We start from the raw sequence: 24912 nt of genomic DNA, 5'->3' as shown, positions 1-24912 counted from the left end.
CCGCTTAGTTGCGGGCGATGATTTCCTTGCCTTCGATCTTCATGGCGACGCCGAGCTTGCCCGTCGTTCGGCGCACGAGGAAGCGCGGACGCCGGTTTGCGAAGTAGGAATGCCGGCGGCGCGGCTTCAATGCGCTGGTGCGCAGGTCGCCAAGATGCTCTTCCAGCGGGCGGGCAACGCCGTCGGCCTCGACCATCAGCATCGGAATGCGGAAGGCCTCGGACCAGCTTCGCCAGTCGGCTGCGATATCTGCGAGGTCGTGGGCGACCAGCAGCGGTATGCAGAGCTCGGGGTCCTCGTGGTGAAGCTCCAGCGTAACAGTGACTTCGCCGTTGCCATGGTCGATGGCCCGGGCCGCAACGCCCTTGAAGGCGCGCTTGGGCAGCGCGATCGAAAGCGGCAGGCCGCTGGAGGAGAGAACCTTGCGCAGGATGGCGCCACGTTCGTCGATCGTTATGTTCACGTCACTTGAGGAGTCATGGATGGCGTAGCTGACCTGCTGGGGAAAGCGAGACGGATCGAGACGCAGCGTCGTTCCAGCCCATACGGGCTTCATAACGGTGTTGTTCATGTTCATTCTACCCTTGTCTTACCTGAGAGCCGATTTGCGGTCTTCTCCTCGGGGCTTTTCGCCCTCTATGGCCTGACAATAGGCGCCGCCTGTTCGAGACAGCTTAAAAATCGCGGTTAAGAAAACTTTGCCTCCCTGGATGGTTATCAAAACCGAAGCCGGCAAGGTTTCCGGAGGGTGAACGCCGGCTGTGCCATATTGCAACGCAGGATGGGTAAGTCTCGGGTAAGCTTTTTATCGCAAAATGGCGCAGAACCAATCTGTCATGCTTGAAGACTTTGCCGGAAAAGGACGCACTATGATCTCGGCTTCGATGGCCTACAATTTGTTGTCCGGGAACATGAAGCAGAGCCTGGATCGCGTCGCCTCCCAGGCGACGGTCAAACGCGACGCCGAGTATTACAAGGACAACATCAACAACGTCAAAGACGTCGACGATTTCCTCGGCGACTATCGGCTCTACAGCTATGCGATGAAGGCCTATGGCCTCGAAGACATGACTTACGCCAAGGCCTTCATGAAAAAGGTGCTGGAAAGCGATCTGACGGACGCCAATAGCTTCGCCAACAAGCTTTCCGATTCGCGCTACAAGGAATTCGCTGCTGCGTTCAATTTCCACACGCCCGCGGCGGATGCCCAGAGCGACGCGCAGGAAGACGACCTGATCGGTCTCTACACGCAATCCTTCGCGGACGAAGGCAAGAATGCCACGGCCGAAACGAAATACTACAGCAGCGCGATAGACGCGGTTCAGAGCGTTTCCGATCTCGTCGGCGATAGCCGCGTGCGCACCTATGTTCTCAAGGCCTACGGCATCGATCCCACTTATGTTTCCAAGGATTTCCTGGCGCAGGTTTTGACGAGCGACGTCAACGATCCCAATAGCTTTGTCAATCTCAACGGCAACGACAAGTATAAGGCGCTTGCCGCACAATTCAGCTTCAATGCAGATGGCACCGTTAACGGCACAGCGCAGACGGCCACCCAGAAAGATGCCGTCATGGAGCAGTACAATCTGACTGTCCCATCGATCACGACCTCGGCGGCTGCCGACTACAACAAAGCCTATTATCTGTCCAAGATCGGAACCATCACCAATGTCGACGACATCATCGCCGACAAGCGGCTGACGTCCTATATCAAAACGGCCTTCAGCATGGGCGACGATTTCAGCAACGCGGCACTCCGGTTGGTTCTTACCGATGCGAGCTACGCAAGCTTGCTGGATTTCAGCAACGTCAATCAGAGCTTCAATTTCAACGCGGACGGTACCATCAATTCCGCTGCGGCGTCCTATGCGGCACAGACGTCGGATCAGATGAAAGCGATGTCCGACCAGGCCGCAAACACCACGGGCTATTATCAATCAAAGATCGTCAGCATCACTAATGTCGATGACCTGATCGCTGATACCAAGCTGACCCAGTACATCAGGGATGCCTATTCGCTTCCCCAGAGCGTCAGCGATGCCGACCTTCGCAGCGTCTTGACGGATGCGAGCTACGCCAGCTTGCTGGGTTACGACGACGTCCACTCGGCCTTCAACTTCCAGGCCGACGGCAGCGTTGCCACTGGCGCCGGGGCACAAACAATCGCACAGGCACGGGCCACGAGTTCGCAGGTCCGCGCCAATCTCGATTACTTCCAGACTGTGATCCCGACGATCTCCAATGTCGATGACCTGATCGCTGACGGGCAAATGATGAACACTCTGCGGTCGGCCTATGGCGTCCCCACGAGCGTCAGCGACGCAGACATCAAAAGCATCCTGACTGATGCCAGCTTCGCCGCCAGCCAGGGGCTCAGCGCGCTCAATGCCGCGTTCAGCTTCGCGGCCGATGGTTCGGCCGCCGCTGCATCCGGCCCGCAATCGAGCGCTCAGTTGATGGATACGACGACGTTCTACGGCGTGCGATATGCGGACGCGCAGAACGAGGCGATCGAGGAGGCCGTGGCAAACTACAAGACGCGAATGGCCGACGATAAGATCAAGAAGGTTGACGACCTGCTGCGCTCGAACGCCGCCGCAGACTTTGACAAGAAGAACGACGACCTACCTGAACTTTACGATATGGCGCTTCGCGCCTACGGACTGACGGAACAGGACGTGTCTCGTTCCATGTTCCGCAAGCTGCTGAAGAGTGACCCCTACGATCCCGACGGCTACGTCGCCTCGTTAAAAGACGAGCGGATCACCAATCTGGTCCGCGCCTTCAATTTTGGAGCTGACGGCAAGATATCCGCGGAGATACAGCCGCTGCCGTCCGCCGTGATGGCGAAATATGCGACGAACTATAAGTCGCGCATGCTGATGGGCATGAGCGACGGCCCGCTCAGGGACAAGGCTTCCAAGGACGCGACGAAAGCCGTCGATGCATTCGCCAAAGGCATGGTGGAGGTGAAGTCTCTCGACGACTTCCTGTCAAACGACAAGCTGACCAGCCTGGTCTTGACGGCAAATGGCCTCGACCCGAAGAAATACGACGAGGAGACGCTGCGCAAGATCTTTGCCTCCGATCCGTCCGATCCCAAGAGCTACCTCAACACGAAGGCTGAGTCGAAGTTCAAGGAGATTGTCTCGGACTTCAACTTCGATACCGACGGTAACCTGACGCGGGCCAAGATCGGGACAGTCCAGAATGTTGGCGCCGAAGACCGGACGGAGCAAAAGTACGTTCAGCAGACGCTGGAATCGCAGGAAGGTGAAACGAACGACGGCGTACGCCTCGCGCTGTATTTCGCGCGCAGCGCACCCGACATCACATCGCTCTACACGATTCTAGGCGACAAGGCGTTGTTCCAGGTGATTACAACCACCTTCAGCCTGCCGACCAGTGTCTCGAACATGGATGTCGAAAAACAGGTTTCCATGCTTGGGAAGTTCGTCAATCTCGAGGATCTCCAGGATTCCAAGAAGGTCGACAAGCTCATGAAGCGCTTTACGGCAATGTATGATCTGCAGAACAACTCTGGCACATCCCCGGCGCTCACCATCCTGACCAATGGCGGCACGACCAGCACAAGCCTTCTTTAAATCGTCGCCCCTTAGTCGACGTTGACGACCTTGCCTGGGTTCATGATGCCGGCCGGGTCGAAGGCGTGCTTGATCCTGCGCATCAGCTCCATTTCAATCGGCGGGCGGATCGAGGCCAGTTCGTCGCGCTTCAGCTGACCGATCCCGTGCTCGGCGGAAATCGATCCTCCGTGCGCCAGCACAAAGCCATGGACGATGTGGTTCATTTCACGCCAACGCGCCAGGAAGGCCTGTTTGTCGGCGCCAACTGGCTGGGAAATATTGTAGTGAATATTGCCGTCGCCCATGTGGCCGAAGGCGCAGATGCGAGCGCCGGGCATGGCCGCCATGACCGCACCGCCGGCCTCGTGCATGAAAGCCGGAACTGCGGAAACCGGCACGGAAACGTCGTGCTTGATCGATCCGCCTTCGGGTTTTTGCGCGTCCGACATGCTCTCGCGCATATGCCAGAGCGCCTGCTGCTGCGCGACCGACGAGGCGATTGTTGCGTCTTGAACCAAACCTGCCTCGAAGCCCTGCTCAAGCAGCGCCGTCATCATGCGCTCGGCGGTTTCGGCAGAATCGGACGTGGAAATATCGACAAGGACATACCAGGGGTGCGCCGATTCCAGTGGATCGCGTACCCCCTCGATGTTGCGTGCGGTAATCTCGACGCCGAAGCGCGGCATCAGCTCGAAGCCGGTCAGCGAGGTGCCGCAAAGGCTGGATGCGAGGTTGAAAAAGGCAAGGGCATCCTCGACCGAGTTAAGGCCGGCAAAAGCGACCTGCTTTCCGAGAGGCTGCGGAAAGAGCTTGAGCACGGCGCCGGTGATGATGCCGAGCGTGCCTTCCGCGCCGATGAAGAGGTCGCGCAGGTCATAGCCGGTGTTGTCCTTCTTCAGGCGGCGCAGGCCGTTCCAGATTTCGCCGGTCGGCAGCACGACCTCGAGGCCGAGGCAGAGCTGGCGCATGTTCCCATAGGCAAGCACCGCCGTGCCACCGGCATTCGTCGACAGATTGCCGCCGATGCGGCACGAACCTTCGGAGCCAAGCGAGAGAGGAAACAGCCTGCCGTATGCCTCTGCCGCCTTCTGCACGTCCGCGAGGATCGCCCCGCCATCGGCGACGAGGACATTGGCGACGGGATCGACATCACGAACCTTGTTCATGCGTTCGAGCGAGATGATGATGTCGGACTTGCCTTCGCGCGGCGTCTGGCCACCGACGAGACCCGTGTTGCCCGTTTGCGGCACGACCGCGGTTCCGGTCTCGGTTGCGAGCTTCAGGATCGACGACACTTCTTCGACCGAACCGGGCTTCAGGAGAAGAGGGGACGAGCCGTGGTAAAGGCCGCGGTTTTCAATCAGATGCGGCGCAAGATCGGCTTCGCTCTTAAGCGCATGCTTCTCACCGATGATGGCGGCGAAACGGTCGAGAAGTTCGGGGGAAACGCTGCTCATCGAAACATGATCCTTCTTGCTTACTCACGTGGCGCGGCTGCGCGGCGGAGCCGATCGTTGATTGCCTCGCCGAGACCCTCGTCGGGAATGGCTGCAAAGGCGATCGTCTGCGCGCCGCTGGCGTCGGCTTTCTTCATATAGTCGAAGAGGTTCGCCGCGGCTTCCGCGAGATCGCCGTCCCGGCTGAGATTGAGGACGATCCTGGCGTCATCGGCACCGGCAACGGCCGTCTTGCCGAAGGCAATCAGCGCCTCGTCGGAATCGACATGCGTTGCGTCCAGCCGGACGGTTGCGCCGGGCGCGTAGTGGGATGCCAGCATCCCCGGAGCCTCGATGGCCGCGGACGCCTTCCTGGCTCGCACCAGCTTTTGACCGGCCACGCGCTCGATCTCCGAGGCAGGCAGCCCGCCCGGCCGCAAGAGCCTGAGCTTGCCATCCTCGACCTTGACGATCGTGGACTCGACGCCAACGGTGCTTGCACCGGCATCGAGGATCAGTCTGATGCGCTCGCCGAGGTCGGCGTCGACATGGGCAGCGCTCGTCGCGCTGATCTTGCCTGACGTGTTGGCGCTGGGCGCGGCGAGCGGCCGCCCAAAGGCGCGGATCAGCTCTCCCGCGAAACCCTTCGGCACGCGGATGCCAACGGTATCAAGCCCTGCGGTCGCCAGCGAATGAATGGCACTCTCTGGCTTCAACGGCAGGACGAGCGTGAGGGGCCCCGGCCAGAATGCTTCGGCCAGCGCGCGTGAAACGGGGTCGAACTCCGCGTGCTTCTCAGCCATGGCAAGGTCGGCCATGTGGCAGATAAGCGGGTTGAAGCGGGGGCGGCCCTTGGTCTCGTAGATGTGGGCAATTGCGACCGGATTGGTCGCATCGGCAGCGAGCCCATAGACGGTCTCCGTCGGGATCGCGATCGGGAAGCCCTCGCCAAGCACTGCGCAACCGGCTTCGATAGCCTGCTGCCTGTCCTTCGTGATGTCGATCGATCGTGCCATGCGCTGTCCGGATTGCTGTCCGGCAGTCCTTATGCCTTCCCGGCGATCGGATCAATATCGAAGCGGGCCGATGATGCCGATCAGAGCTGGCGAATGATCTCGCGCAGCTGCTCGTTGCGCGCGCCGAGCAGCAATACGTTCTTGATGGCGATTTGCGGATCGTCGGTGCGGAAAAGCACCCCGTTGCCCCTGACCGAGCGGTCGATCGTCATCTTCTCCGGCGTATGTTCGCCGGGCTTGATCGCCACCGCGAAATACATGCGCGAATACTTCAGATCGATCTTGTGGAAGAAATTGTCGTTGTCGCCGATGTCGGCGTAGAAATTCGCGATGTAGAACGCCCAGCTGACTTCTTCGTAGCGGGCGAATTTCGTCCGCGACGCAGTCACGTGGCAATAGCCTAAATGCGGGCTGTCCTGCAGCGTGCGGTGGAAGAGCAGCTTCGGAAACTGGATCGAACGGTGAAATCCGTTGATATGTCGATGCGTCTTGGCGCCGGCTGTCTCCAGCTTGCGGCCCGTCTTCTCTGCGACTTCGTCATGTGTGAGGTAGCGCCGCTCCTCGGCGAGCCAGTGGGCCCGGGTGCGCGTGATCTTTCCGGTGCGCAGAAATTCAGAATGCGAGGTGACCGGTGCCGCGTTGCGGGAATTGCTGTTAGTGGCGTCGAAATAGCGAAGCTTCGCCATGAGAGATATCCACATGGATGATTGATGTGGAAAGGATAGGCAATCATGCTTAATGGCAGATTAAATTCGGCCGTCATGCGCGGGTTGGTGGATATTGGCCACCGCCGCCATGTCGCAAATACGATAGCTGTGGCAAGGTTGTGCCGAGAGCCTAAGTGTGAATTGGGTTGCGGCAATGTCGTAATTGGCCTTGCTGGCCGAGAATGAAGCATTTTTAGGCTGGAACCGCGTTCGATTCCGCACTCCTTTGCCGCCTGTCGTCATTTTCGAAGCCGATGTCGCTTTACAACCAAACGCCGCGCGCCAGCGGTGTTTAAATGTCTATCAAGAAAGTCTCCTGACGGAGAGGGAGCGAAGCTTCCGGCGGCTCTCGCCTTCGATCAAGCGGCGGCCCATTATACGAGGATATGCAGATGGATATTCGCAGCAACGTATTGCGGCAACTCAAGACCCGCAGGGAAGGCTTCAGTCTCGAGCGGCCCTTCTATATCGACGAGGATTATTTCAAGCTCGATATGGAGATGATCTATTATCGCGACTGGTTGTTCATGGGCCATGATTGCGAGCTGCCGAAGCCGGGCGCTTATTTCACGGTCCAGATCGGCGACTATCCCGTTGTCATCGTCCGTGGCCGTGACAACGTCATTCGCGCCTTCCACAACAGCTGTCGCCATCGCGGCTCGCGCGTCTGCACCAAGGAGCACGGCTCCTCGGTTCGCCTCGTCTGCCCCTATCATCAGTGGACCTACGACCTCGATGGCAAGCTCGCCTTTGCCCGCCACATGGGCGATGATTTCGACAAGAGCGGTTACGGCCTGAAGCCGGTCCATTGCGAGAGCTTCGGCGGCTACATCTTCATCTGTCTCGCGCAGAATGCACCGGATTTCCAGCCGATCCGCGACATGGTCGCGCCCTATATGCTGCCGCATCGTTTGAGCGAGGCGAAGGTCGCCTTCCAGAGCACGATCATCGAGAAGGGCAACTGGAAGCTCGTCTGGGAAAACAACCGCGAATGCTATCACTGCGCGGCCAACCACCCCGAACTCTGCCGCACCTACCCGGAAGCGCCGAGCGTCACCGGCACGGACGGCGGTGCCGACGATCCCGAGATTGCGGGTCACTGGGCACGCTGCGAGGCGGCTGGCTTGCCGAGCAAGTTCCAGATTTCCCCCGACGGTCAGTTCCGCACCGCCCGCATGCCGTTGATCGAGGACGCAGAGAGCTACACCATGTCCGGCAGGCGCGCCGTCGAGAGGCCTCTTTCGGACGACGTGACGCTTGATCGCATCGGCACGATGCTGCTGTTCCACTACCCGACGACCTGGAACCACATTCTCGGCGACCATGCGATTTCTTTCCGCGTGCTGCCGCTCAGTGCCAATGAAACGGCCGTCACGACGAAGTGGCTCGTGCACAAGGATGCCGTCGAGGGTGTCGACTACGATCTGGCCGAGCTCACGCATGTGTGGACCGAAACCAACGATCAGGACCGTCGCATCGTCGAAGAGAATGCCTTCGGTATTCACTCGCCGGCCTACGAGCCTGGACCTTATTCGATGGCGCATGAAGGCGGCGTCATGCAGTTCCTCGAATGGTACTCGAACTTCATGGTCAACCGCCTGCAGGGCGATCAGGCGAAGCTCTCCGTCGTCGCCTAATCCAAAAGACTCCCTCCCAAGTGACCTCGTCTCTTCGAGACGGGGTCTTTTTTGTGCGCACGTTTCTCAGAAGTCTCGACGCGTGCGCACGACGTCGCTCTGCGGTATCGAGGATGTGACGATAGGATCCGGCGGAAGCTGTGCGGTTGCCGGGCCTTGGGCAGGCATTCCGCGCGGCTCCATCTCGATCTTGGCAAGAATGAGCGGCGGGTCCGGTTCGCGCGCCGGCAAGAGGTTGCCCCGCGCCCACACCTTTGCGAGTTCGGCGCGGGTCATGGGCGCGACGTTGACATCGATATCCGTCAATGTGCCTGGAACGCGGTAAGGGCAGCGGCGCTTGCTGCAGTTCTGTCCCGACGAGAACTGCCACATCAGGTAGTTGTCCCAGTTTCCCATCGGGAACACGCCCTTCACGTCGGGCCTGTATCGCGCATACCAGATCGGTAGCCGCGCCAGCACCGGATAGTCGTTGCGATATGCGGCAATATATCGGGCGGTGTTGTGATTGGTATAGAGAACCGGGTAGCGTCCGGTCCTTGCCCTGATATGGCCTGCAAATATCTGTGCGTCCTCCAGCGACATGAATTTCTGCGGATCGATGCCCTCGAGATCGAGGATCATCATCTCGTCGTCCTTGGGATCGGCGTATTCGAGGAAATGGTTGGCCTGGTCGACCGGGTTGCCGGGACGGGCGAGGTGATAGGAGCCCCAGAGGAGGCCGGCCGCCCGGGCAACCAATCGCCGCGTCTGAAAGAGCTCGCGGCTCACCGCATATTTGCGCCACATGGTCTTGCAATGCGCAACCGTGTCCCCGGCATGATCGCCGGTGCAGGAGAAGCTCTCTGGAAGTCCGTCGGAAGCTTTCGAAATGAAGGCGGCGATGCGCTTGTCCGAAAGCAGGGAATCCCAATCGATCGTATTGAGTTCGTACGCGTCGATGACGAGCGCGTTGTTGGGGTTGTTCCAGGGTAGGGTGTCAGCCGCCACAGCCATAGTCGGAGGTCCCGCGACAAGCGCCGGAACCATCAAGCGAAGCAGAAGATTTCTCCAGGATTGCTTCATGGAATGAGCGTGGTGATAGGCGGTTAATGTCCAGTTAATCCGCGATCGCTTAAAAACAGAAAGTCGCACCGACAGCATGAAAACTGGTCATTGGAACGTTTTCAGTGCCTTGGCGGTATCGTGCGCGCGTATTCCAACTGGAAATGGAGCTTCCATGACTGGGTTTTTTAAGAAGATAGCGATTGCCGCCGTTTCCTTTGTCACGCTGGCAAGTGGCTATGCGCCCTCGCAGGCGACGCAGATGCCGGCTCTGCCGCAGGTCGAAAAATCTGGTGACGTCCAGAACGTCCAGTATTGCCGTGGCCCGTATTGCCGCCCCGGTTTTCGTCCCGGATACCGGCCGGGCTACTATCCAGGCTATCGCCCTGGCTATTATCCGGGGTACCGCCCGGCCTATCGCCCGGGTTGGTACGGTGGCTATCGCGGCTATCCCTACTATCGCAGTGGCTACCGCTACTATGACGGCTACTGGTTCCCGCTGGCCGCCTTCGGCGCTGGTGCGATAATTGGTGGTGCTATTGCATCGCAGCCGACCTATGTGGCTCCTCCGCCGGCTGCTTCGCTCGGCTCGGGTCACGTGGCTTGGTGCCAGGCGCGTTACCGTTCCTATCGGGTCTACGACAACACGTTCCAGCCGTACAACGGCCCGCGCCAGCAGTGCGTTTCGCCGTACTACTGAGTGAAGCAAGCTTTCGGTTTCAGGGCTCGGCAGCAATGCCGGGCCTTTTGCGTTCAGAGGATGCGGACGCGCTTCAGCAGCCACCATGCGAGCACGATGGAGGCGATAATGATGGCCACGGCATATTCCGTGCCGCCGCTTCCTTCGGCAAAAGGTAGATTGGCCGTGTTCATGCCGAAGAAGCCCGTCACCAGGGTTGGCGGCAGCAGGAAGGCCGTCATGATCGACAGAATGTAGAGGTGCCGGTTCGTCTCCGAGGACGCCTTCGAGTCGATTTCTTCATGCAGCAGCCGCGCGCGGTCCTGCAGCGCGTAAATGTCGTGATCGACGGTTTCGAGGCGGCTCGTCAGCCGTCCCGCGACATCATCGAAGCCGAAGGGCATTTCATCGTCATGCGAGGCGGCAGCGCGACGCATCAGGGCCAGCACAGTTCTCAGGTGCCGGTGCAGCCGGACGACCGTACGTCGGACCGGCGCCAGCCGCCGGCGTTCGTCGCGTGGCGAGTTGTCGTAGACGAAATCCTCGATAACGTTGAGCTCCTCGGTCATTTCCATGACGATGGAGATCAGTGTCCGCTGGAACTCGATCACCAGGATCTCGAACAGGTCGACGGGCCGTTCGAATTTTGCCGGGTTCTTCTCCACTAGCGCGCGGGCGCGCTCGATGCTGCGTAGCGGCTGCAGCCGCGTGGTAATGATAAAGCGGTCGGAGATCGCAAAATGCAGCCAACCAAGATCGGCGGTTTCACGATCGAATTCGCGCTGGCAATCAACAAGCGTGCCGTAGAGCAGCTGTTCGTCGACCGTTATCGCGGCATGCGTGTCACGGGTGGTCAAGGCTGCCTTGGCATCGTCGTTCAAGCCAACGATACTGTCGAGCAGGCCGGGCACCCTGGCATCGGCGAGATTGAGATGCAGCCAATAGAAGCCGCCGCGGTCGGTCAACTCGGCCTGCGGCGCGCTGTTTGGGAGACGGATTGCCTTGCCGCCTTCCGGCGGAAAGCGGTAGGCCCACACGAGTCCGTGGATGTTGGCGGGCAAAGTATCCATTGATGCGCCGGTCCTCTTGCGATGGCGGTGAGTGTCCTTAGAGATTCTCTATGACGGTTGTTTGTGCAAGTGCGTAATAATTCAAGACATGTGTAACTCCGTGGCAGCTTGTCGCTGGAAGTTTGAAATTGACGTTTACGTAAAAATCAATTAGCTCTGCCCTTGGAGAGGCTGGAGGGCTGTTCAATCGGCGGCCAGCGATGCGAGGAGATCACTGATGTACAAGGCGCCGGTCGAAGAGATTGCGTTTACGCTGAAGCATGTTGCCGGCCTGGGCGATGCAATCGAAGCTGGTTTGCTCGGTGACCTTGGTGATGATCTCGTCGACGCCATCCTTCATGAAGCGGGACGATTCGCCACGGATGAAGTTGCGCCGCTCGCCGAGGTTGGCGACCGTCAGGGTTCGCGCCTCGTCGACGGCAGGGTAGTAACGCCCGATGGTTGGCGCGATCTCTACAAGAACTGGATCGCCGGCGGCTGGAATGGCCTGACCGCACCAGAAGACTTCGGTGGGCAGGCGCTGCCGCATATGCTGAACGTCGCCGCCCTGGAAATGTGGAATTCCGGATCGATGGCGTTCGCGCTCTGCCCGACGCTGACCATGGGTGCGATCGAAGCGATCAACAGCCATGCGTCCGGCGAACTCAAGAATACCTACCTCGCAAAGCTCGTCTCGGGTGAGTGGACCGGCACGATGAACCTGACGGAGCCGCATGCCGGCTCCGACCTCGGCGTGCTCAAGACCCGCGCCGAACGCCGGGACGACGGCACCTACCGCATCTTCGGCCAGAAGATCTTCATCACCTGGGGCGAACACGACGCCGCCGACAACATCATTCACCTGGTCCTCGCTCGCCTCCCGGACGCACCGCCCGGAACGCGTGGCATCTCGCTGTTCCTCGTGCCGAAATTCCTCGTCAATGCGGACGGATCGCTTGGCGCCCGCAACGATCTCTTCGCGCACTCGCTGGAGCACAAGCTCGGTATCCACGGCTCGCCGACCTGCACCATGATCTATGGCGACGGCAAGTTCGGCGAGGAGAAGGGGGCAATCGGCTGGCTGGTCGGCGAGGAGAACAAGGGCCTCGCCTGCATGTTCACGATGATGAACAATGCCCGCCTTGCCGTCGGCATGCAGGGCGTCGCGATCGCCGAGGCGGCGACGCAAAAGGCAGTCGCCTATGCGAGAGAGCGGGTTCAGGGCAAGGCGCCGAACTGGGCGGGTGGCGGCATGAGCCCGATCATCGACCATCCGGATGTTACCCGCACGCTCCTGACGATGAAGGCGTTGACGCAAGGCGCCCGCGCAATTTCCTATACCTGTGCCCATGCCATCGACATGTCGCATCGCGCGGCGGATCGAAAGCAGCATTGGCAGGAGCGCGCAGCACTGCTGACGCCGATCGCCAAGTCCTTTTCCACCGATGTCGGCGTCGACGTCGCCTCATCAGGCATTCAGGTGCATGGCGGCATGGGCTTCATCGAGGAGACGGGAGCCGCGCGCTATCTGCGTGATGCGCGCATTGCGCCGATCTATGAGGGCACGAACGGTATCCAGGCGATCGATCTCGTCACCCGCAAATTGACGCTTTCGGACGGCGACCAGGTGCACGGTTTCATCGCCGAGCTGAAACAGATCGCCGACCAGGTCCGCCATTCCAACCTCGGCGGCTTCGGCGCGACCTCAAATCGCCTCGATTCCGCAATAACCGACCTCGGCGAGGCGACGGACTGGCTGCTGGCGCAGGTTCGCGATGCTAAGGTGGCAGAGGCGCTAGCCGGCGCGACACCGTATCAGCGGCTCTTCGGCCTTGTCCTGACCGGCTGCTATCTCGCCAAGGGCGGGCTCGCGCAGGCACCGGCGGGAGGTGCCGAAGGGCGCATCGCACTCTGCCGTTTTGCCGCGGAAAATCTTCTTTCGGAAGTGACGGCGCTGAAGGACAGCGTCATCAACGGCGCCGCAAGCCTTGCGGCTGCCAAAATAGTTCTCGCCTGAGGAACCATCATGACAGAGCAGGTCATCGTCGAGCAGGATGCGGCACACCCCGGCATCCAGATCATCCGTTTCAACAGGCCGGAAAAGAAGAATGCCATCACCCGCGCCATGTATCGGAAAATGGCGGAGGCGTTGATTGCCGCCAATGGTGATGCGGCGATCAAGGCGACGGCTTTTCTCGGCACCGAAGGTTGCTTTTCCGCGGGCAACGACCTCGGAGATTTCCTCGCAGCGGCGATGGGCGGTGCGATGCCTCGCGAGATCGTCGAATTCCTCTTCGCCATGGTTCGCTCCGAAAAGCCGATCGTGTCAGGTGTCGACGGGCTGGCGATCGGGATCGGAACCACAATGCACATGCATTGCGACCTGACAATCGCCTCAGCGCGCAGCCAGTTCCGCACGCCGTTCGTCGACCTCGCCCTCGTTCCGGAAGCGGCGTCCAGCCTGCTTGCGCCGCGGATCATGGGACACCAGCGCGCCTTTGCGATGTTGGCTCTCGGTGAGGGCTTCTCCGGCGAGGAAGCACGGGAGGCGGGACTTGTCTGGAAAGTCTGTGCGCCCGATGAGGTCGAAAGGACAACGCTCGCAACCGCTGCCAAGCTTGCCGCCAAGCCGCCAGAAGCGCTGAAGATCGCGCGCAACCTGATCCGGGGCGATCGGGAAGAAGTCATTGCGCGCATCGATGACGAGGCGCGTCACTTCTTCGACCGCCTACACAGCGCCGAAGCGAAAGCCGCCTTCGAAGCCTTCATGCGCCGCTGACGTGGGAATAGTCGAGTTTCGTCAAATTTTAAGCCAGTTTTAAATACCCCTCTAATATTAGGGGTATGACGGCGCGCTGATGGCGCAGTCGTCCGGGCGCATGAGGCGCTTTGTCCCGTTTTACCCATAGCCTGCGCATCGAGTAGCCCGCGCTTCGTCAAGTACGGCGCGGACCACTCACGAAAGGAAAATCCTTGAAAAAGAAGACGAATTTGATGACGCGCATCCTCGTTGCCGCGTCTGCCGTTGTTCTTGTGGCCTTTGCCGCCTTTTCCTACTACATCAATTCCGTCGAACGGAGCACCGCGACTGCCGCGATCGAAGCCAACATCAGCTCGTCCGGTGAGCAGGCTGCAAGCAGCCTGGCCAACTGGATGAATGGGCGTGTGACGCTGACCGCCATGGTCGCGAACGCCATCGGCCGCGCCGCCGATCAGAAGGGCGTCGAAGCCGTGCTCCAGAACGATGTTCTGACCAGCCAGTTCGTCAGCACCTATTTTGGCGACGAGCAGGGTGTCTTCACCATGTGGCCGAAGCTGCCGATGCCGGACGGCTATGATCCGCGCAAGCGCCCCTGGTATCAGGATGCCGTCAAGGCCAACGCCAGCGTCATGACCGAGCCCTATGTCGATGCGTCGAGCGGCGATCTCATCATCAGCTCGGCCGTTCCCGTCAGCCACGGCGGCAAGCTGGCCGGCGTGACCGGCAGCGACTTCTCGCTGAAGACCATGGTCGACATGATCAAGGAGATCGATCTCGGCGGCAAAGGCACGGCCTTCCTCGTCAACAAGAGCGGGCAGATCCTGATCCACCCGGATGCAAAGCTGGTGACAAAGACGCTTGCCGACGCTTTCCCGGCTGAGACACCGGCGATCAAGGCCGGGCTCGTTCCGACTGAGTTTGCCGGCAAGGATGTCCTCGTCAGCTTCATGCCGGTTGCAGGTTTGCCGTCGGTCGAATGGTACCTCGGCTTCGTCGTGGACAGCGACGCCGCCTTCGCTTCGCTGAACGAATTCCGCATTGCCGCAACCATTGCCACGATCCTCGCCGTCGGCCTGATGATCTGCGCCATGGCCTGGCTGCTGCATGGCCTGGTGATCCGTCCCGTCACCGATATGACCGCCGCGATGCAAAAGCTTGCCGCCGGCGATCTGTCGGTCTCCATTCCTGGCGAGCAGCGCCGCGACCAGATCGGCTCGATGGCCGAGGCTGTGGCTGTCTTCAAGAAGAACGCGGTTGATCGAGAGCGCCTTGAGGGTGAAGCCGAAACCGGCCGTGCCCTTACCGAGCGTGAGCGTCATGAGCGTGAGCAGCAGAAAAACCGCGAGGCAACCGAAATCCGTCATGCCGTCGATGCGCTTGCCAGTGCCCTCGGCGCGCTGTCGGATGGCAACCTTGCGCATCGCATCGACGCGCCGTTTGCCCCGCATCTCGACCGCCTACGTAATGACTTCAACAACGCCGTCACCAAGCTCCACGGTGCTCTGCATGCCGTGGGCAACAACGCGCACGCCATTGATGCCGGTGCGAGCGAAATCCGCACGGCCGCAGACGGCCTTGCCCGCCGCACCGAGCAGCAGGCAGCCTCGGTCGAGGAAACGGCTGCAGCGCTCGAGGAGATCACCACGACGGTCAAGGACACGGCACGTCGCGCTGAGGAGGCCGGCAATCTCGTCTCGCGCACCCGCAACGGCGCCGAAGAGTCCGGCAACATCGTGCGTAAGGCGGTTTCGGCAATGACCGAGATCGAGCAGTCCTCGCAGAGGATCGCCAACATCATCGGGGTGATCGACGACATCGCCTTCCAGACCAACCTGCTGGCGCTGAATGCCGGCGTCGAGGCGGCACGCGCCGGCGAAGCCGGCAAGGGCTTTGCGGTCGTCGCCCAGGAAGTGCGTGAACTGGCGCAGCGCTCGGCCCAGGCTGCGAAGGAAATCGAAAGCCTGATCACTGCTTCGAATAGTCAGGTTCGCTCGGGCGTCACGCTCGTCGGCGACACCGGCAAGGTGTTGGACGCGATTGTCGGTCAGGTTCAGGAGATCAGCCGTCATGTCGATGCGATCGTCACGGCGACCCGCGAACAGTCGACGGGGCTTGCCGAGATTAACACTGCTGTAAACACGATGGACCAGGGCACGCAGCAGAATGCCGCCATGGTCGAGGAGCAGACGGCAGCGAGCCATGGGCTGGCGCAGGAGGCGGCAAAGCTGATGCAGTTGCTGAGCCAGTTCAACCTGCAAGCAGCATCCCACGCTGCGGTCAGCCGTCGCGCGGCCTGATGTAATCCTGCGAAGACCGGACGCTCGCGCTCGTGGCGGGCGTTCTCGTTGGAGGGCGCGACCAGCGGTGATTAAAAAATATTACTTTTAATCAAATCTTACGGATCTTGGGCTTTAGTGGCGTGCAATGCATGATGCAGGATGGACGTTGTCCGTACCGTTCTCCCAACACCATTAAAACGAGTGTTCCCCCCAGGCGATCAACAGGAGATTGACTGAAGCACATCGTTCAGCCGCACTGAGGCCACTCTATGTCCAAATTGAAGATCAAGACGCTTCTTCCGCTTCTTTTTCTGTCCCTTGTCGTCATTGCCCTGGTGCAGGGTGCGATCGCGGCCTTCTCGTTGACCAATCTGGAGGCCAACACCCGGCAGATCGGGGCGCAGAACATTCCGAACACCGAACGGCTCCACGCGATCGTCACGACGCTGAACGACGTTCGTCGCAGCTACGCCGACTACCTCCTTGCAACAGGTAAGACGGACTTCCGCAACGCGGAGACGACACTCAAGGCCCGCCGCCAGCGCCTTGCCACTGCCATTGGCGCCTTCGACAAGCAGCCGAAGAGCGATTACATGAGCCAGAATTTCGGCCGGCTGCAGAAGGCGCTCACCAACGACGCTGCGCTTGCCGACAAGATCATTGCGCTGGCGCTCGACAACAAGCGCAGCCAGGCCAACAGCCTCTATCGCGGCGAACTTTCCATGTCCGCCAACAACATTCAGACGCTCGTCGACGGAATGTTGGCAAAGGATCGGCAGTCGACCGATGCCGCTCTCGCTGCCGCGACCGGTAACTATAACGCAGGCATCTCGTCCATCGTCGGTGGCCTCGTCGTCGCGCTTGCCGTCGCCGTTGCTGCAGCCTTCCTTGCCTGGACGCGCATTTCTCAGCCGATCTCGACGATCGCCACCCGCATGGCCCGTCTGGCGGACGGGGATCTCGACGCGGCCGTCCCTTACGCCGGGCGCAAGGATGAGATCGGCGACATGGCGGCTGCCGTAGCGATCTTCCGCGACAACTCTTTCGCACGCCTCGACCTCGAACGGAGCGCCGAGCACACCCGCGAGCAGGCTCAGCAGGAGCGTTCCCGTAACGAAGCCTCGAAGGCACGTGAAGCCAGCGAGATCCAACATGCCGTCGATGCGCTTGCCGAAGCGCTGGGCGCTCTCTCGGAAGGCGATCTCACGCGGACGATCGAGACGCCTTTTGCCGACCACCTCGACCGGCTGCGCAGTGATTTCAATTCCTCCGTGGCCAAGTTGCGGGCTGTTCTTCAGGAGGTCGGTGACAACGCTCATGCGATCGACGCGGGCGCCGGAGAAATCCGCACCGCCGCGGACGGGCTTGCCCGCCGCACTGAACAGCAGGCTGCCTCCATCGAAGAAACGGCAGCCGCGCTCGAAGAGATTACGACGACCGTCAAGGACACAGCGCGCCGTGCCGAGGAAGCCGGCACGCTGGTCACTCGCACCCGCAACGGCGCCGAAGAGTCCGGCAACATCGTCCGCAAGGCGGTCTCGGCAATGACCGAGATCGAGCAGTCGTCGCAGAAGATTGCCAATATCATCAGTGTCATCGACGACATTGCCTTCCAGACCAACCTGCTGGCGCTGAATGCCGGTGTCGAGGCGGCACGCGCAGGCGAAGCCGGCAAGGGCTTTGCTGTCGTCGCCCAGGAAGTGCGCGAGCTGGCACAGCGTTCTGCCCATGCCGCGAAGGAAATCGAAAGCCTGATCACCGCCTCGAACTCACAGGTTCGCTCGGGCGTCACGCTCGTCGGCGACACCGGCAAGGCGTTGGAAGCAATCGTCGGTCAGGTTCAGGAGATCAGCCGTCACGTCGACGCAATCGTCACGGCAACCCGTGAGCAGTCGACGGGGCTTGCCGAGATCAATACGGCCGTCAACACGATGGACCAGGGCACGCAGCAGAACGCCGCCATGGTCGAGGAGCAGACGGCAGCGAGCCATGGGCTGGCGCAGGAAGCAGCAAAGCTGATGCAACTCCTTGCCCAGTTCAACCTGCAGGCAGCATCCCACGGCGCATCATCCTACAGCCGTCGCGCCGCCTGATTGATTGATACACACAAACTGGAACGCCCGCGCTCGTCGCGGGCGTTTTGTTTTTCGCGCCGCTACTTCTCCAGCGTCGCCACGACCTCGACGTGCGATGTCCACAGGAACTGGTCGATCGGGGTCACACCGGTGATGCGATAGCCACCCTCGACGAGCAGGGCGAGATCCCGGGCGAGCGTCACCGGATTGCAGCTGACGGCGACGATTTTCTTGACCGTCGAGCGCGCCAGTTCCTTGCACTGAAACTCGGCGCCGGCGCGCGGCGGATCGAAGACCACGGCGTCGTAGACCTTCAGCTCGGATGTCATCAGCGGCCGGCGGAAGAGGTCTCGCCTTTCGACGCTGACCGGCTTCAGACCCTGCGTGTTCCGAGCAGCGTGATCGAGCGCCGCCAGCGGCTTGTCCTCGCTCTCGACCGCATGAACCCGGCCGACGCGGGCAAGGCGAAGCGAGAAGGTGCCGGCGCCTGCGAAAAGATCGGCGATGCGTTTCGCCTTGCCGACATGCGCCAGAACCAATTCCGCCATTGCGTCTTCCGCCTGCTTGGTCGCCTGCGTGAAGCTGCCGGGCGGCGGGACGACATTGACGCCGCCGAAATCGACGATCGGCTTCGATGGTTCGACGAGGATTTCGTCGTTGAGCGAGACGCGGGCGATGCCGCGAAGGGAAAGCACCGTCTCGATCGCGTTGCGGCGCTGCTGATCCGAGAGTTTCTTGATGCCGTCGACCGCGAGATCAAGACCCGACAGGGTCTCCAACACGGTGATGCGGAACGCTTCGGCGCTATTGGCAAGTGCTGCACCAATCGCCTTGATCGCCGGAAGCCTGGCCATGATGCCCGCCGACGAGATGGGACATTCCTCGATGGCGACGATGTGGTGGCTTTCGGCCTGATTGAAGCCGATAAGCATGTCCTTCTCGGTCCGCCGTGCGGCGAAGACGACACGCCGCCGTTCGCCGGGATGAGCGACGACGAGGTCGGCAACGTCAGCCGTCAGTCCCTTCGATTTCAGCGCATCGACGACAAGCTGACGCTTGAAGCCGCGGTAGGCAGCATCGTTCATGTGCTGGAGGCTGCAGCCGCCGCAGGTGCCGTTCACACCGTCCGGTCCGAAATGCCGGCACGGAGGAGCCTGGCGATCGGCAGATGGATCGGAGATCGACATCACCGTGCCGTGGTTCTTGACGCGCGCGATGGCGACGGTTTCGCCGGGCAGGGTGAAGGGTACATAGACCGGCCCGCCATCCGCGTGCACGATGCCATCGCCCTGGGCGCCCAGCTTTTCGATCGTAACAGTTTGCGTGCTCACGGTTTTGTCCCTGCGAGTAGAAATTCCTGATTACCGTCGCCGCCGGCAATGGGTGAGGGGATGAGGCCAAGGCTCTTCCAGCCCATATCCTCGACGAACCAGCGCTCGAGTTCGGCCGCGACATCGGGCGCCGATGACGGGTCCTTGAGAAGCCCCCCCTTGCCGATCGCCTCGCGCCCGGCCTCGAACTGCGGCTTGACGAGGAGAGCCGCGCAAGCCCCAGCTTCCGCGATCTCAAGAGCAGGGGCAAGCGCAAGCTTCAGCGAGATGAAGGAGACGTCCGACACGATAAAGGTGAGCGGATGGCCGATATTCTCCGCCGTCAGGTTGCGGGCGTTGAGGCCTTCGATGTTCGTCACGCGGGGATCACTCGAGATGCGCGGATGCATCTGGCCATGGCCGACGTCGATCGCGGTAACATGGGTTGCCCCTTGGGCCAGCAGCACTTCGGTGAAGCCACCGGTTGATGCGCCGACATCGAGACAGTGATGTCCTGACGGGTCGAGCTTGAAGTGATCGAGCGCTGCGGCGAGCTTCAGCGCCGCGCGGGACACATAGTCCTGCGCCGGATCGTCGATTTCGATTGGGGCATCCTCGCCAAACAGCGCACCTGCCTTCGTCACGATCTTGCCTCCGACCTTCACGGTGCCGCGTTGCACCGCATCCCGCGCTCGGGAACGGCTGGCGAAAAGACCAAGGCTGACGAGCAACTGGTCGAGGCGTTGTGTGTTTTGATCGGACATCGGCTGTCCATGACCGGCAAAGCCGTTAGTTGCAAGCCTTTTGTTGGAGAGGCGTCGCTGGCAGCAGGATGGCAGCGGTTCATCGACACTTCCGTCGGCCTTTCGCCAAACAAAAAAGACGGCCCCGTCTCCAGGGCTGTCTTCATCTAATGAGATTGAACTATCCGGCAGCGCCGACGCCAAATGCGGCGGGCCGGCCAAGCGCCTTGAACACGGTCGAAACGATGCCCGCGCGATCGAGGCCGGCATGGGCGTTCATCACTTCCGGCTTTGCCTGTTCCACCCAGATATCGGGCATGACAAGCGAGCGGACCTTCAGGCCATTGTCGAGCAGGCCGTCCATGGCCAGGAACTGCATGACTTGGCTGCCGAAGCCGCCGACCGCCCCCTCTTCGACGGTGATCAGGATTTCGTGGTGGCGCGCCAACTGGCGGATCAGATCATGATCCAGCGGCTTGGCGAATCGCGCATCGGCAACCGTCGTCGAAAGCCCGGCTGCGTCAAGGTCCTCGGCAGCAAGCAGACAGTCAGCGAGGCGGGTGCCGAACGAGAGCAGCGCCACTTTCGCGCCTTCCTTGACGACGCGGCCCTTGCCGATCTGCAGGATTTCACCACGGACGGGCATTTCTATGCCGACGCCTTCGCCGCGCGGATATCGGAAGGAGATCGGACCGGCATCATAGGCTGCCGCCGTTCGCACCATATGCTTCAGCTCAGCCTCATCGGCGGCCGCCATCACCACGAAGCCGGGGAGGGTGGCGAGGAACGTCGTATCGAACGAGCCTGCATGCGTCGGGCCGTCGGCGCCGACGAAACCGGCGCGATCGATCGGGAAGCGAACCGGAAGGCCCTGGATCGCGACGTCGTGCACCACCTGGTCATAGGCGCGCTGCAGGAACGTGGAGTAAAGCGCGGCAAACGGCTTGAAGCCCTCGGCGGCTAGACCGGCGGCAAATGTCACCGCATGCTGCTCGGCAATCCCGACGTCGAAACACCGCGACGGGAAGATGCTTGCGAGCTTGTCGAGGCCAGTCCCGTTCGGCATGGCGGCGGTAATGCCGACGATCTTGTCGTCGTGCTCCGCTTCCTGCACCAGCGCTTCGGCGAATACGCTCGTGTAGCTCGGCGCATTCGGCTTCACCTTCGCCTGCGCGCCGGTGATGACGTCGAACTTGTTGACGCCGTGATACTTGTCGGCTGCCGCCTCGGCGGGCGCGTAGCCCTTGCCCTTCTGCGTCACCACATGGATCAGCACGGGGCCGTTGGCATTGTCGCGCACATTGCGCAACACCGGCAGCAGGTGCTCGAACGAGTGACCGTCGATCGGCCCGATATGATAGAAACCCATCTCCTCGAACATTGTCCCCCCGGTCACATAGCCCCGGGCATGCTCCACGGCGCGAGTGATAGCGCGGTCGACACTCTTGCCGAGATAGGCCGTCAGCTTCTTGCCGAAATCGCGGAAGCCCATGTACGTGCGGCCGGAAGCAAGGCGCGCGAGATAGGCGCTCATCGCGCCGGTCGGCGGCGCAATAGACATGTCATTGTCGTTGAGGATGACGATCAGGCGGGCGTCGAGCGCGCCAGCATTGTTCAATGCTTCGTAGGCCATGCCGGCCGACAACGCGCCGTCGCCGATCACGGCAATCACCCGGCGGTCTGTCTTGTCGAGGTCGGAGGCAACCGCCATGCCGAGGCCGGCGGAGATGGACGTGGAGGAGTGAGCAGCACCGAAGGGATCGTATTCGCTTTCCGCGCGGCGCGTGAAACCGGAGAGGCCGCCTTCTTGGCGCAACGTCCGGATACGGTCACGGCGACCGGTGAGGATCTTGTGCGGATAGCACTGGTGCCCGACGTCGAAGATCAGCCGATCTTCAGGCGTGTTGAAGACGCTGTGGATCGCAATCGTCAGTTCCACCACGCCGAGTCCTGCACCGAGATGACCGCCGGTGCGCGACACCGCATCGATCATTTCATCGCGAACCTCGCGCGCAAGCTGCGGCAGGTCGCGATCGTCAAGCTTTCGGAGGTCGGCTGGATAGGGAACCTTATCCAGCAGCGGCGTCTTCGGCGATTGTGTCACGGGCGGGCGCTCTTTCTTGTCTTTCTTGGGCAGGATGCCTTTAAGCCATAAATTGCGGTGAAAAAAGTCGATTTCAAGAATGGCCGAAACTCCTTTCTAAAGGAGATCAGCCTTCCGGCAAAGGTATGAATTCTTCTTCGTCCCCCGGTACGATGTCGAACTTGCCGGTCCGCCACTCTTCCTTGGCCTTTTCGATGCGCTCTTTCGAGGAGGAAACGAAGTTCCACCAGATGTACCGCTTCGAGTTCAGCGCCGCTCCGCCGAACAGCATCAGGTGACAGCCCTCTCTGCCAGCTTCGAGAGTGATCGCATCGCCGGGGCGGAAGACGAGCAGCTGATCGGCTGCAAACCTATCGCCCGATATCACGACTTCGCCTGACAGTACGTATGCCGCCCGCTCCTCGTGTCCCGCCGCGAAGGGAAACTTCACACCCGGTTCAAGGCTGATATCGGCATAGAGCGTGTCGGAAAACACCTTCACCGGTGAAGACATCCCCTCGAACGATCCGATGACGACACGCCCGCGCACGCCGCGTTCGTCGATCACAGGCATGTCGCTCTTTTCGGTATGCGCAAAGGAGGGATCGATCTCCTCCTTGTCATCCGGCAGTGCGAGCCAGGTCTGCAGGCCCGACATCAGCAGCGGATGGCCGCGCAAATTATCGGGCGTGCGCTCCGAATGGACGATGCCGCGCCCTGCCGTCATCAGGTTGATGTCGCCGGGGCGAATGACCTTCTCGGTGCCGAGGCTGTCCCGATGCCGGATCTCGCCGTCGAAGAGATAGGTCACCGTCGAAAGCCCGATATGCGGATGCGGCCGCACGTCCAGCGCCTCGTTCGGCTTCAGGATCGCCGGCCCCATGCGGTCGAAGAAGATGAACGGCCCGACCAGTCGCCGCTGCCGCGTTGGCAGTGCTCGCCGCACCTCGAAGCCGCCAATATCGCTGGTGCGGGGGATTATGAGGTTCTCGATCGCATCGCAGGCGAAAGCATCGCCGGGCAGGGGATCTTTACCGGGGAAAAAGGACATCAAAGCGTCTCCGATGAGGTTGTGCCTAGACTAGACCGATTACCGATGGCGGACTAGGAAAACTTGATCGCCAGGAGGCGACGCTCTGTTCATCACGACGACGATTTCGGAAAAGCTCTTGCTTATGCCCCGTCCAGCGGCTCGACGCCCTGCGGCTTGCCAGATCGGTCAAGGCGGATCTTTTCGATGCGGTTTTCGGCGGCCGAAAGCAGCGTTTCGCAGTGCTTCTTCAGCGCTTCGCCGCGCTCGTAGATCTCGATGGATTCGTCCAGCGCCACGTCGCCGCGTTCCAGCCGGGCCACGATGCTTTCGAGCTCGGCAACCGCCTTCTCGAAGGAAAGACCGGAAACTTCCGGCTTGGCGCTGTCAGTCATACTCAACCCTTCATCATTCTAAGAATATGCAGGCCAGCCGACTCGGCGAGGCCTTCGAGATCATAGCCGCCTTCCAGCAGGCTGACGACCCGGTTTGCGGCACTTTTGTTGGCGACCTCAAGCAACCGCCCGGTTGCCCAGTCGAAATCCTCGCCGACGAGATTGATCTGCGCCAAGGGATCGCGGTGATGCGCATCGAAGCCGGCGGAGATGATGATCAGGTCCGGGCGAAAATCAACGAGCGCAGGCAACACCCGTGATTTGAAAGCTTCGCGGAAGTGATCGCTACCGACATTCGGAGACAGCGGCGCGTTGACGATGGTACCGTGCTTGCCGCTTTCCTCCTTCGCGCCGGTGCCGGGGTAAAGCGGCATCTGGTGCGTCGAGCAGAAGAGCACGGAGGGATCGTCCCAGAAGATGTCCTGCGTGCCGTTGCCGTGATGCACGTCCCAGTCGACGATCGCCACACGCTCCGCACCGTGCGCTTTCTGGGCATGGCGGGCGGCGATCGCGGCATTGTTGAAGAAGCAGAAGCCCATTGCCGTTGATTTTTCGGCATGATGGCCCGGCGGGCGGGCCGCAACGAAGACGTTATCGGCCTTGCCGGTAAACACATCATCGACCGCGGCCATCGCGCCGCCGATCCCCGTCAGTGCCGCTTCGAAGCTCTTTCGGCTGGCGTAAGTATCGGCCTCGAGCTGATTGATCTCGCCATCCTCTTCGGGCACGTGGCGCAGCACTGACAGCAGGTGCTCTTCGGGATGGGCGAGCAGAACGGCTTCTTCGGCGGCCTGCGGTGCGCGCTTGCGGTCAAGACCTGCGAAGTTCGGATGTTCCAGCGCCACGTTGATCGCCCGCAGACGGTCGGACCGTTCGGGATGGCCGGCGGGCGTGACGTGTTCCAGGAAGATCGGGTGCTCGTAAAGGCGGGTGCTCATGGTGTCACTCTATCTTTCCGTCCCGTCATGATCCACAGCAGATGGGGCTCGGCGCGGCAATTTCAACAAGCGCGCGCCTTGGTCATGGGGCCAGTCCTGCGTTTACTTCGTCCGGCCCCGCGGCTAGTCTTTGGGGAGGGGAGAAT

Annotated in this window: 19 protein-coding genes; 7 read left to right on the top strand and 12 right to left on the bottom strand. The window is 61.0% G+C overall.

Going from position 1 to position 24912, the window contains the following annotated elements:
* Positions 1 to 4: 4 nt before the first annotated feature.
* The gene (locus tag IB244_RS20345) at positions 5 to 571 is read right to left on the bottom strand and encodes a DUF6101 family protein (protein WP_025661901.1); all 567 of its coding nucleotides are present in this window, start codon (positions 569 to 571) and stop codon (positions 5 to 7) included.
* 298 nt (positions 572 to 869) lie between these two features.
* Here IB244_RS20345 and IB244_RS20340 point away from each other — a divergent pair, with 298 nt between their 5' ends.
* Positions 870 to 3605, top strand: coding sequence for a DUF1217 domain-containing protein (locus IB244_RS20340; RefSeq protein ID WP_192305366.1), 2736 nt, complete (start codon positions 870 to 872; stop codon positions 3603 to 3605).
* An 11-nt stretch (positions 3606 to 3616) separates the two neighbouring features.
* Here the strand turns inward: IB244_RS20340 and IB244_RS20335 are convergent, their stop codons facing one another.
* From IB244_RS20335 to IB244_RS20325, 3 genes are all read right to left on the bottom strand, one after another.
* On the bottom strand, positions 3617 to 5044 hold the full coding sequence (locus IB244_RS20335) for an FAD-binding oxidoreductase (protein ID WP_192305364.1): 1428 nt from the start codon (positions 5042 to 5044) through the stop codon (positions 3617 to 3619).
* Between the two features lie 20 nt (positions 5045 to 5064).
* Positions 5065 to 6039: an L-threonylcarbamoyladenylate synthase gene (locus IB244_RS20330; protein WP_025661898.1), complete on the bottom strand. Its 975-nt coding sequence runs from the start codon at positions 6037 to 6039 to the stop codon at positions 5065 to 5067.
* Between the two features lie 80 nt (positions 6040 to 6119).
* Positions 6120 to 6725 carry a DUF6656 family protein gene (locus IB244_RS20325; protein ID WP_169682719.1) on the bottom strand — a complete coding sequence of 202 codons (606 nt, stop codon included), beginning with the start codon at positions 6723 to 6725 and terminating at the stop codon, positions 6120 to 6122.
* A 413-nt stretch (positions 6726 to 7138) separates the two neighbouring features.
* On the opposite strand from IB244_RS20325, the gene IB244_RS20320 reads away from it, so the two are divergent.
* On the top strand, positions 7139 to 8383 hold the full coding sequence (locus IB244_RS20320; protein ID WP_018859352.1) for an aromatic ring-hydroxylating oxygenase subunit alpha: 1245 nt from the start codon (positions 7139 to 7141) through the stop codon (positions 8381 to 8383).
* A gap of 66 nt (positions 8384 to 8449) precedes the next feature.
* Here the strand turns inward: IB244_RS20320 and IB244_RS20315 are convergent, their stop codons facing one another.
* Positions 8450 to 9409: a GH25 family lysozyme gene (locus IB244_RS20315; RefSeq protein WP_192305372.1), complete on the bottom strand. Its 960-nt coding sequence runs from the start codon at positions 9407 to 9409 to the stop codon at positions 8450 to 8452.
* Positions 9410 to 9599: 190 nt separating this feature from the next.
* Between IB244_RS20315 and IB244_RS20310 the strand changes: the two genes are divergently transcribed.
* The gene (locus IB244_RS20310; protein ID WP_192305362.1) at positions 9600 to 10124 is read left to right on the top strand and encodes a BA14K family protein; all 525 of its coding nucleotides are present in this window, start codon (positions 9600 to 9602) and stop codon (positions 10122 to 10124) included.
* A gap of 53 nt (positions 10125 to 10177) precedes the next feature.
* Here IB244_RS20310 and IB244_RS20305 read toward each other — a convergent pair whose 3' ends face one another.
* Entirely contained in the window at positions 10178 to 11173 is a 996-nt protein-coding gene (locus IB244_RS20305; RefSeq protein ID WP_192305360.1) for a transporter, read from the bottom strand.
* Between the two features lie 217 nt (positions 11174 to 11390).
* Here IB244_RS20305 and IB244_RS20300 point away from each other — a divergent pair, with 217 nt between their 5' ends.
* The 4 genes from IB244_RS20300 to IB244_RS20285 all read left to right on the top strand — a co-directional run bounded on the left by IB244_RS20300 (position 11391) and on the right by IB244_RS20285 (position 18285).
* Positions 11391 to 13169 (top strand): acyl-CoA dehydrogenase, encoded by a 1779-nt coding sequence (locus tag IB244_RS20300; protein WP_192305358.1) that lies wholly within the window; start codon positions 11391 to 11393, stop codon positions 13167 to 13169.
* 9 nt (positions 13170 to 13178) lie between these two features.
* On the top strand, positions 13179 to 13931 hold the full coding sequence (locus tag IB244_RS20295; protein ID WP_192305356.1) for a crotonase/enoyl-CoA hydratase family protein: 753 nt from the start codon (positions 13179 to 13181) through the stop codon (positions 13929 to 13931).
* A 215-nt stretch (positions 13932 to 14146) separates the two neighbouring features.
* On the top strand, positions 14147 to 16210 hold the full coding sequence (locus tag IB244_RS20290) for a methyl-accepting chemotaxis protein (protein ID WP_246734515.1): 2064 nt from the start codon (positions 14147 to 14149) through the stop codon (positions 16208 to 16210).
* A gap of 251 nt (positions 16211 to 16461) precedes the next feature.
* Complete coding sequence (locus tag IB244_RS20285) at positions 16462 to 18285, top strand: methyl-accepting chemotaxis protein (RefSeq protein ID WP_192305352.1); 1824 nt, start codon at positions 16462 to 16464, stop codon at positions 18283 to 18285.
* Positions 18286 to 18347: 62 nt separating this feature from the next.
* On the opposite strand, the gene IB244_RS20280 is transcribed toward IB244_RS20285, so the two are convergent.
* From IB244_RS20280 to IB244_RS20255, 6 genes are all read right to left on the bottom strand, one after another.
* Positions 18348 to 19598 (bottom strand): class I SAM-dependent RNA methyltransferase, encoded by a 1251-nt coding sequence (locus IB244_RS20280; protein WP_192305350.1) that lies wholly within the window; start codon positions 19596 to 19598, stop codon positions 18348 to 18350.
* Positions 19595 to 20341: a TlyA family RNA methyltransferase gene (locus IB244_RS20275; protein ID WP_018858965.1), complete on the bottom strand. Its 747-nt coding sequence runs from the start codon at positions 20339 to 20341 to the stop codon at positions 19595 to 19597. The genes IB244_RS20280 and IB244_RS20275 overlap by 4 nt, the downstream gene beginning before the upstream one ends.
* A gap of 160 nt (positions 20342 to 20501) precedes the next feature.
* A complete protein-coding gene (gene dxs, locus IB244_RS20270) occupies positions 20502 to 22424 on the bottom strand; it encodes a 1-deoxy-D-xylulose-5-phosphate synthase (RefSeq protein WP_169682703.1) in 1923 nt (640 codons plus the stop codon).
* Positions 22425 to 22530: 106 nt separating this feature from the next.
* A complete protein-coding gene (locus IB244_RS20265; protein ID WP_192305348.1) occupies positions 22531 to 23454 on the bottom strand; it encodes a pirin family protein in 924 nt (307 codons plus the stop codon).
* 122 nt (positions 23455 to 23576) lie between these two features.
* Positions 23577 to 23828, bottom strand: coding sequence for an exodeoxyribonuclease VII small subunit (locus tag IB244_RS20260; protein ID WP_025582353.1), 252 nt, complete (start codon positions 23826 to 23828; stop codon positions 23577 to 23579).
* Between the two features lie 2 nt (positions 23829 to 23830).
* On the bottom strand, positions 23831 to 24766 hold the full coding sequence (locus tag IB244_RS20255) for a histone deacetylase family protein (RefSeq protein WP_192305346.1): 936 nt from the start codon (positions 24764 to 24766) through the stop codon (positions 23831 to 23833).
* Positions 24767 to 24912: the final 146 nt, after the last annotated feature.

The organism is Rhizobium sp. RHZ02 (genome assembly GCF_014851575.1).
Lineage (GTDB): Bacteria > Pseudomonadota > Alphaproteobacteria > Rhizobiales > Rhizobiaceae > Rhizobium > Rhizobium altiplani.
This window is presented reverse-complemented; position numbering and strand designations above follow the sequence as displayed.

Bases quoted from the DNA above. Each gene is read 5' to 3' on its own strand.
- IB244_RS20345 (WP_025661901.1), bottom strand. From the start codon at position 571: ATGAACAACACCGTTATGAAGCCCGTATGGGCTGGAACGACGCTGCGT.
- IB244_RS20340 (WP_192305366.1), top strand. From the start codon at position 870: ATGATCTCGGCTTCGATGGCCTACAATTTGTTGTCCGGGAACATGAAG.
- IB244_RS20335 (WP_192305364.1), bottom strand. From the start codon at position 5,044: ATGAGCAGCGTTTCCCCCGAACTTCTCGACCGTTTCGCCGCCATCATC.
- IB244_RS20330 (WP_025661898.1), bottom strand. From the start codon at position 6,039: ATGGCACGATCGATCGACATCACGAAGGACAGGCAGCAGGCTATCGAA.
- IB244_RS20325 (WP_169682719.1), bottom strand. From the start codon at position 6,725: ATGGCGAAGCTTCGCTATTTCGACGCCACTAACAGCAATTCCCGCAAC.
- IB244_RS20320 (WP_018859352.1), top strand. From the start codon at position 7,139: ATGGATATTCGCAGCAACGTATTGCGGCAACTCAAGACCCGCAGGGAA.
- IB244_RS20315 (WP_192305372.1), bottom strand. From the start codon at position 9,409: ATGGTTCCGGCGCTTGTCGCGGGACCTCCGACTATGGCTGTGGCGGCT.
- IB244_RS20310 (WP_192305362.1), top strand. From the start codon at position 9,600: ATGACTGGGTTTTTTAAGAAGATAGCGATTGCCGCCGTTTCCTTTGTC.
- IB244_RS20305 (WP_192305360.1), bottom strand. From the start codon at position 11,173: ATGGATACTTTGCCCGCCAACATCCACGGACTCGTGTGGGCCTACCGC.
- IB244_RS20300 (WP_192305358.1), top strand. From the start codon at position 11,391: ATGTACAAGGCGCCGGTCGAAGAGATTGCGTTTACGCTGAAGCATGTT.
- IB244_RS20295 (WP_192305356.1), top strand. From the start codon at position 13,179: ATGACAGAGCAGGTCATCGTCGAGCAGGATGCGGCACACCCCGGCATC.
- IB244_RS20290 (WP_246734515.1), top strand. From the start codon at position 14,147: ATGACGCGCATCCTCGTTGCCGCGTCTGCCGTTGTTCTTGTGGCCTTT.
- IB244_RS20285 (WP_192305352.1), top strand. From the start codon at position 16,462: ATGTCCAAATTGAAGATCAAGACGCTTCTTCCGCTTCTTTTTCTGTCC.
- IB244_RS20275 (WP_018858965.1), bottom strand. From the start codon at position 20,341: ATGTCCGATCAAAACACACAACGCCTCGACCAGTTGCTCGTCAGCCTT.
- IB244_RS20265 (WP_192305348.1), bottom strand. From the start codon at position 23,454: ATGTCCTTTTTCCCCGGTAAAGATCCCCTGCCCGGCGATGCTTTCGCC.
- IB244_RS20260 (WP_025582353.1), bottom strand. From the start codon at position 23,828: ATGACTGACAGCGCCAAGCCGGAAGTTTCCGGTCTTTCCTTCGAGAAG.
- IB244_RS20255 (WP_192305346.1), bottom strand. From the start codon at position 24,766: ATGAGCACCCGCCTTTACGAGCACCCGATCTTCCTGGAACACGTCACG.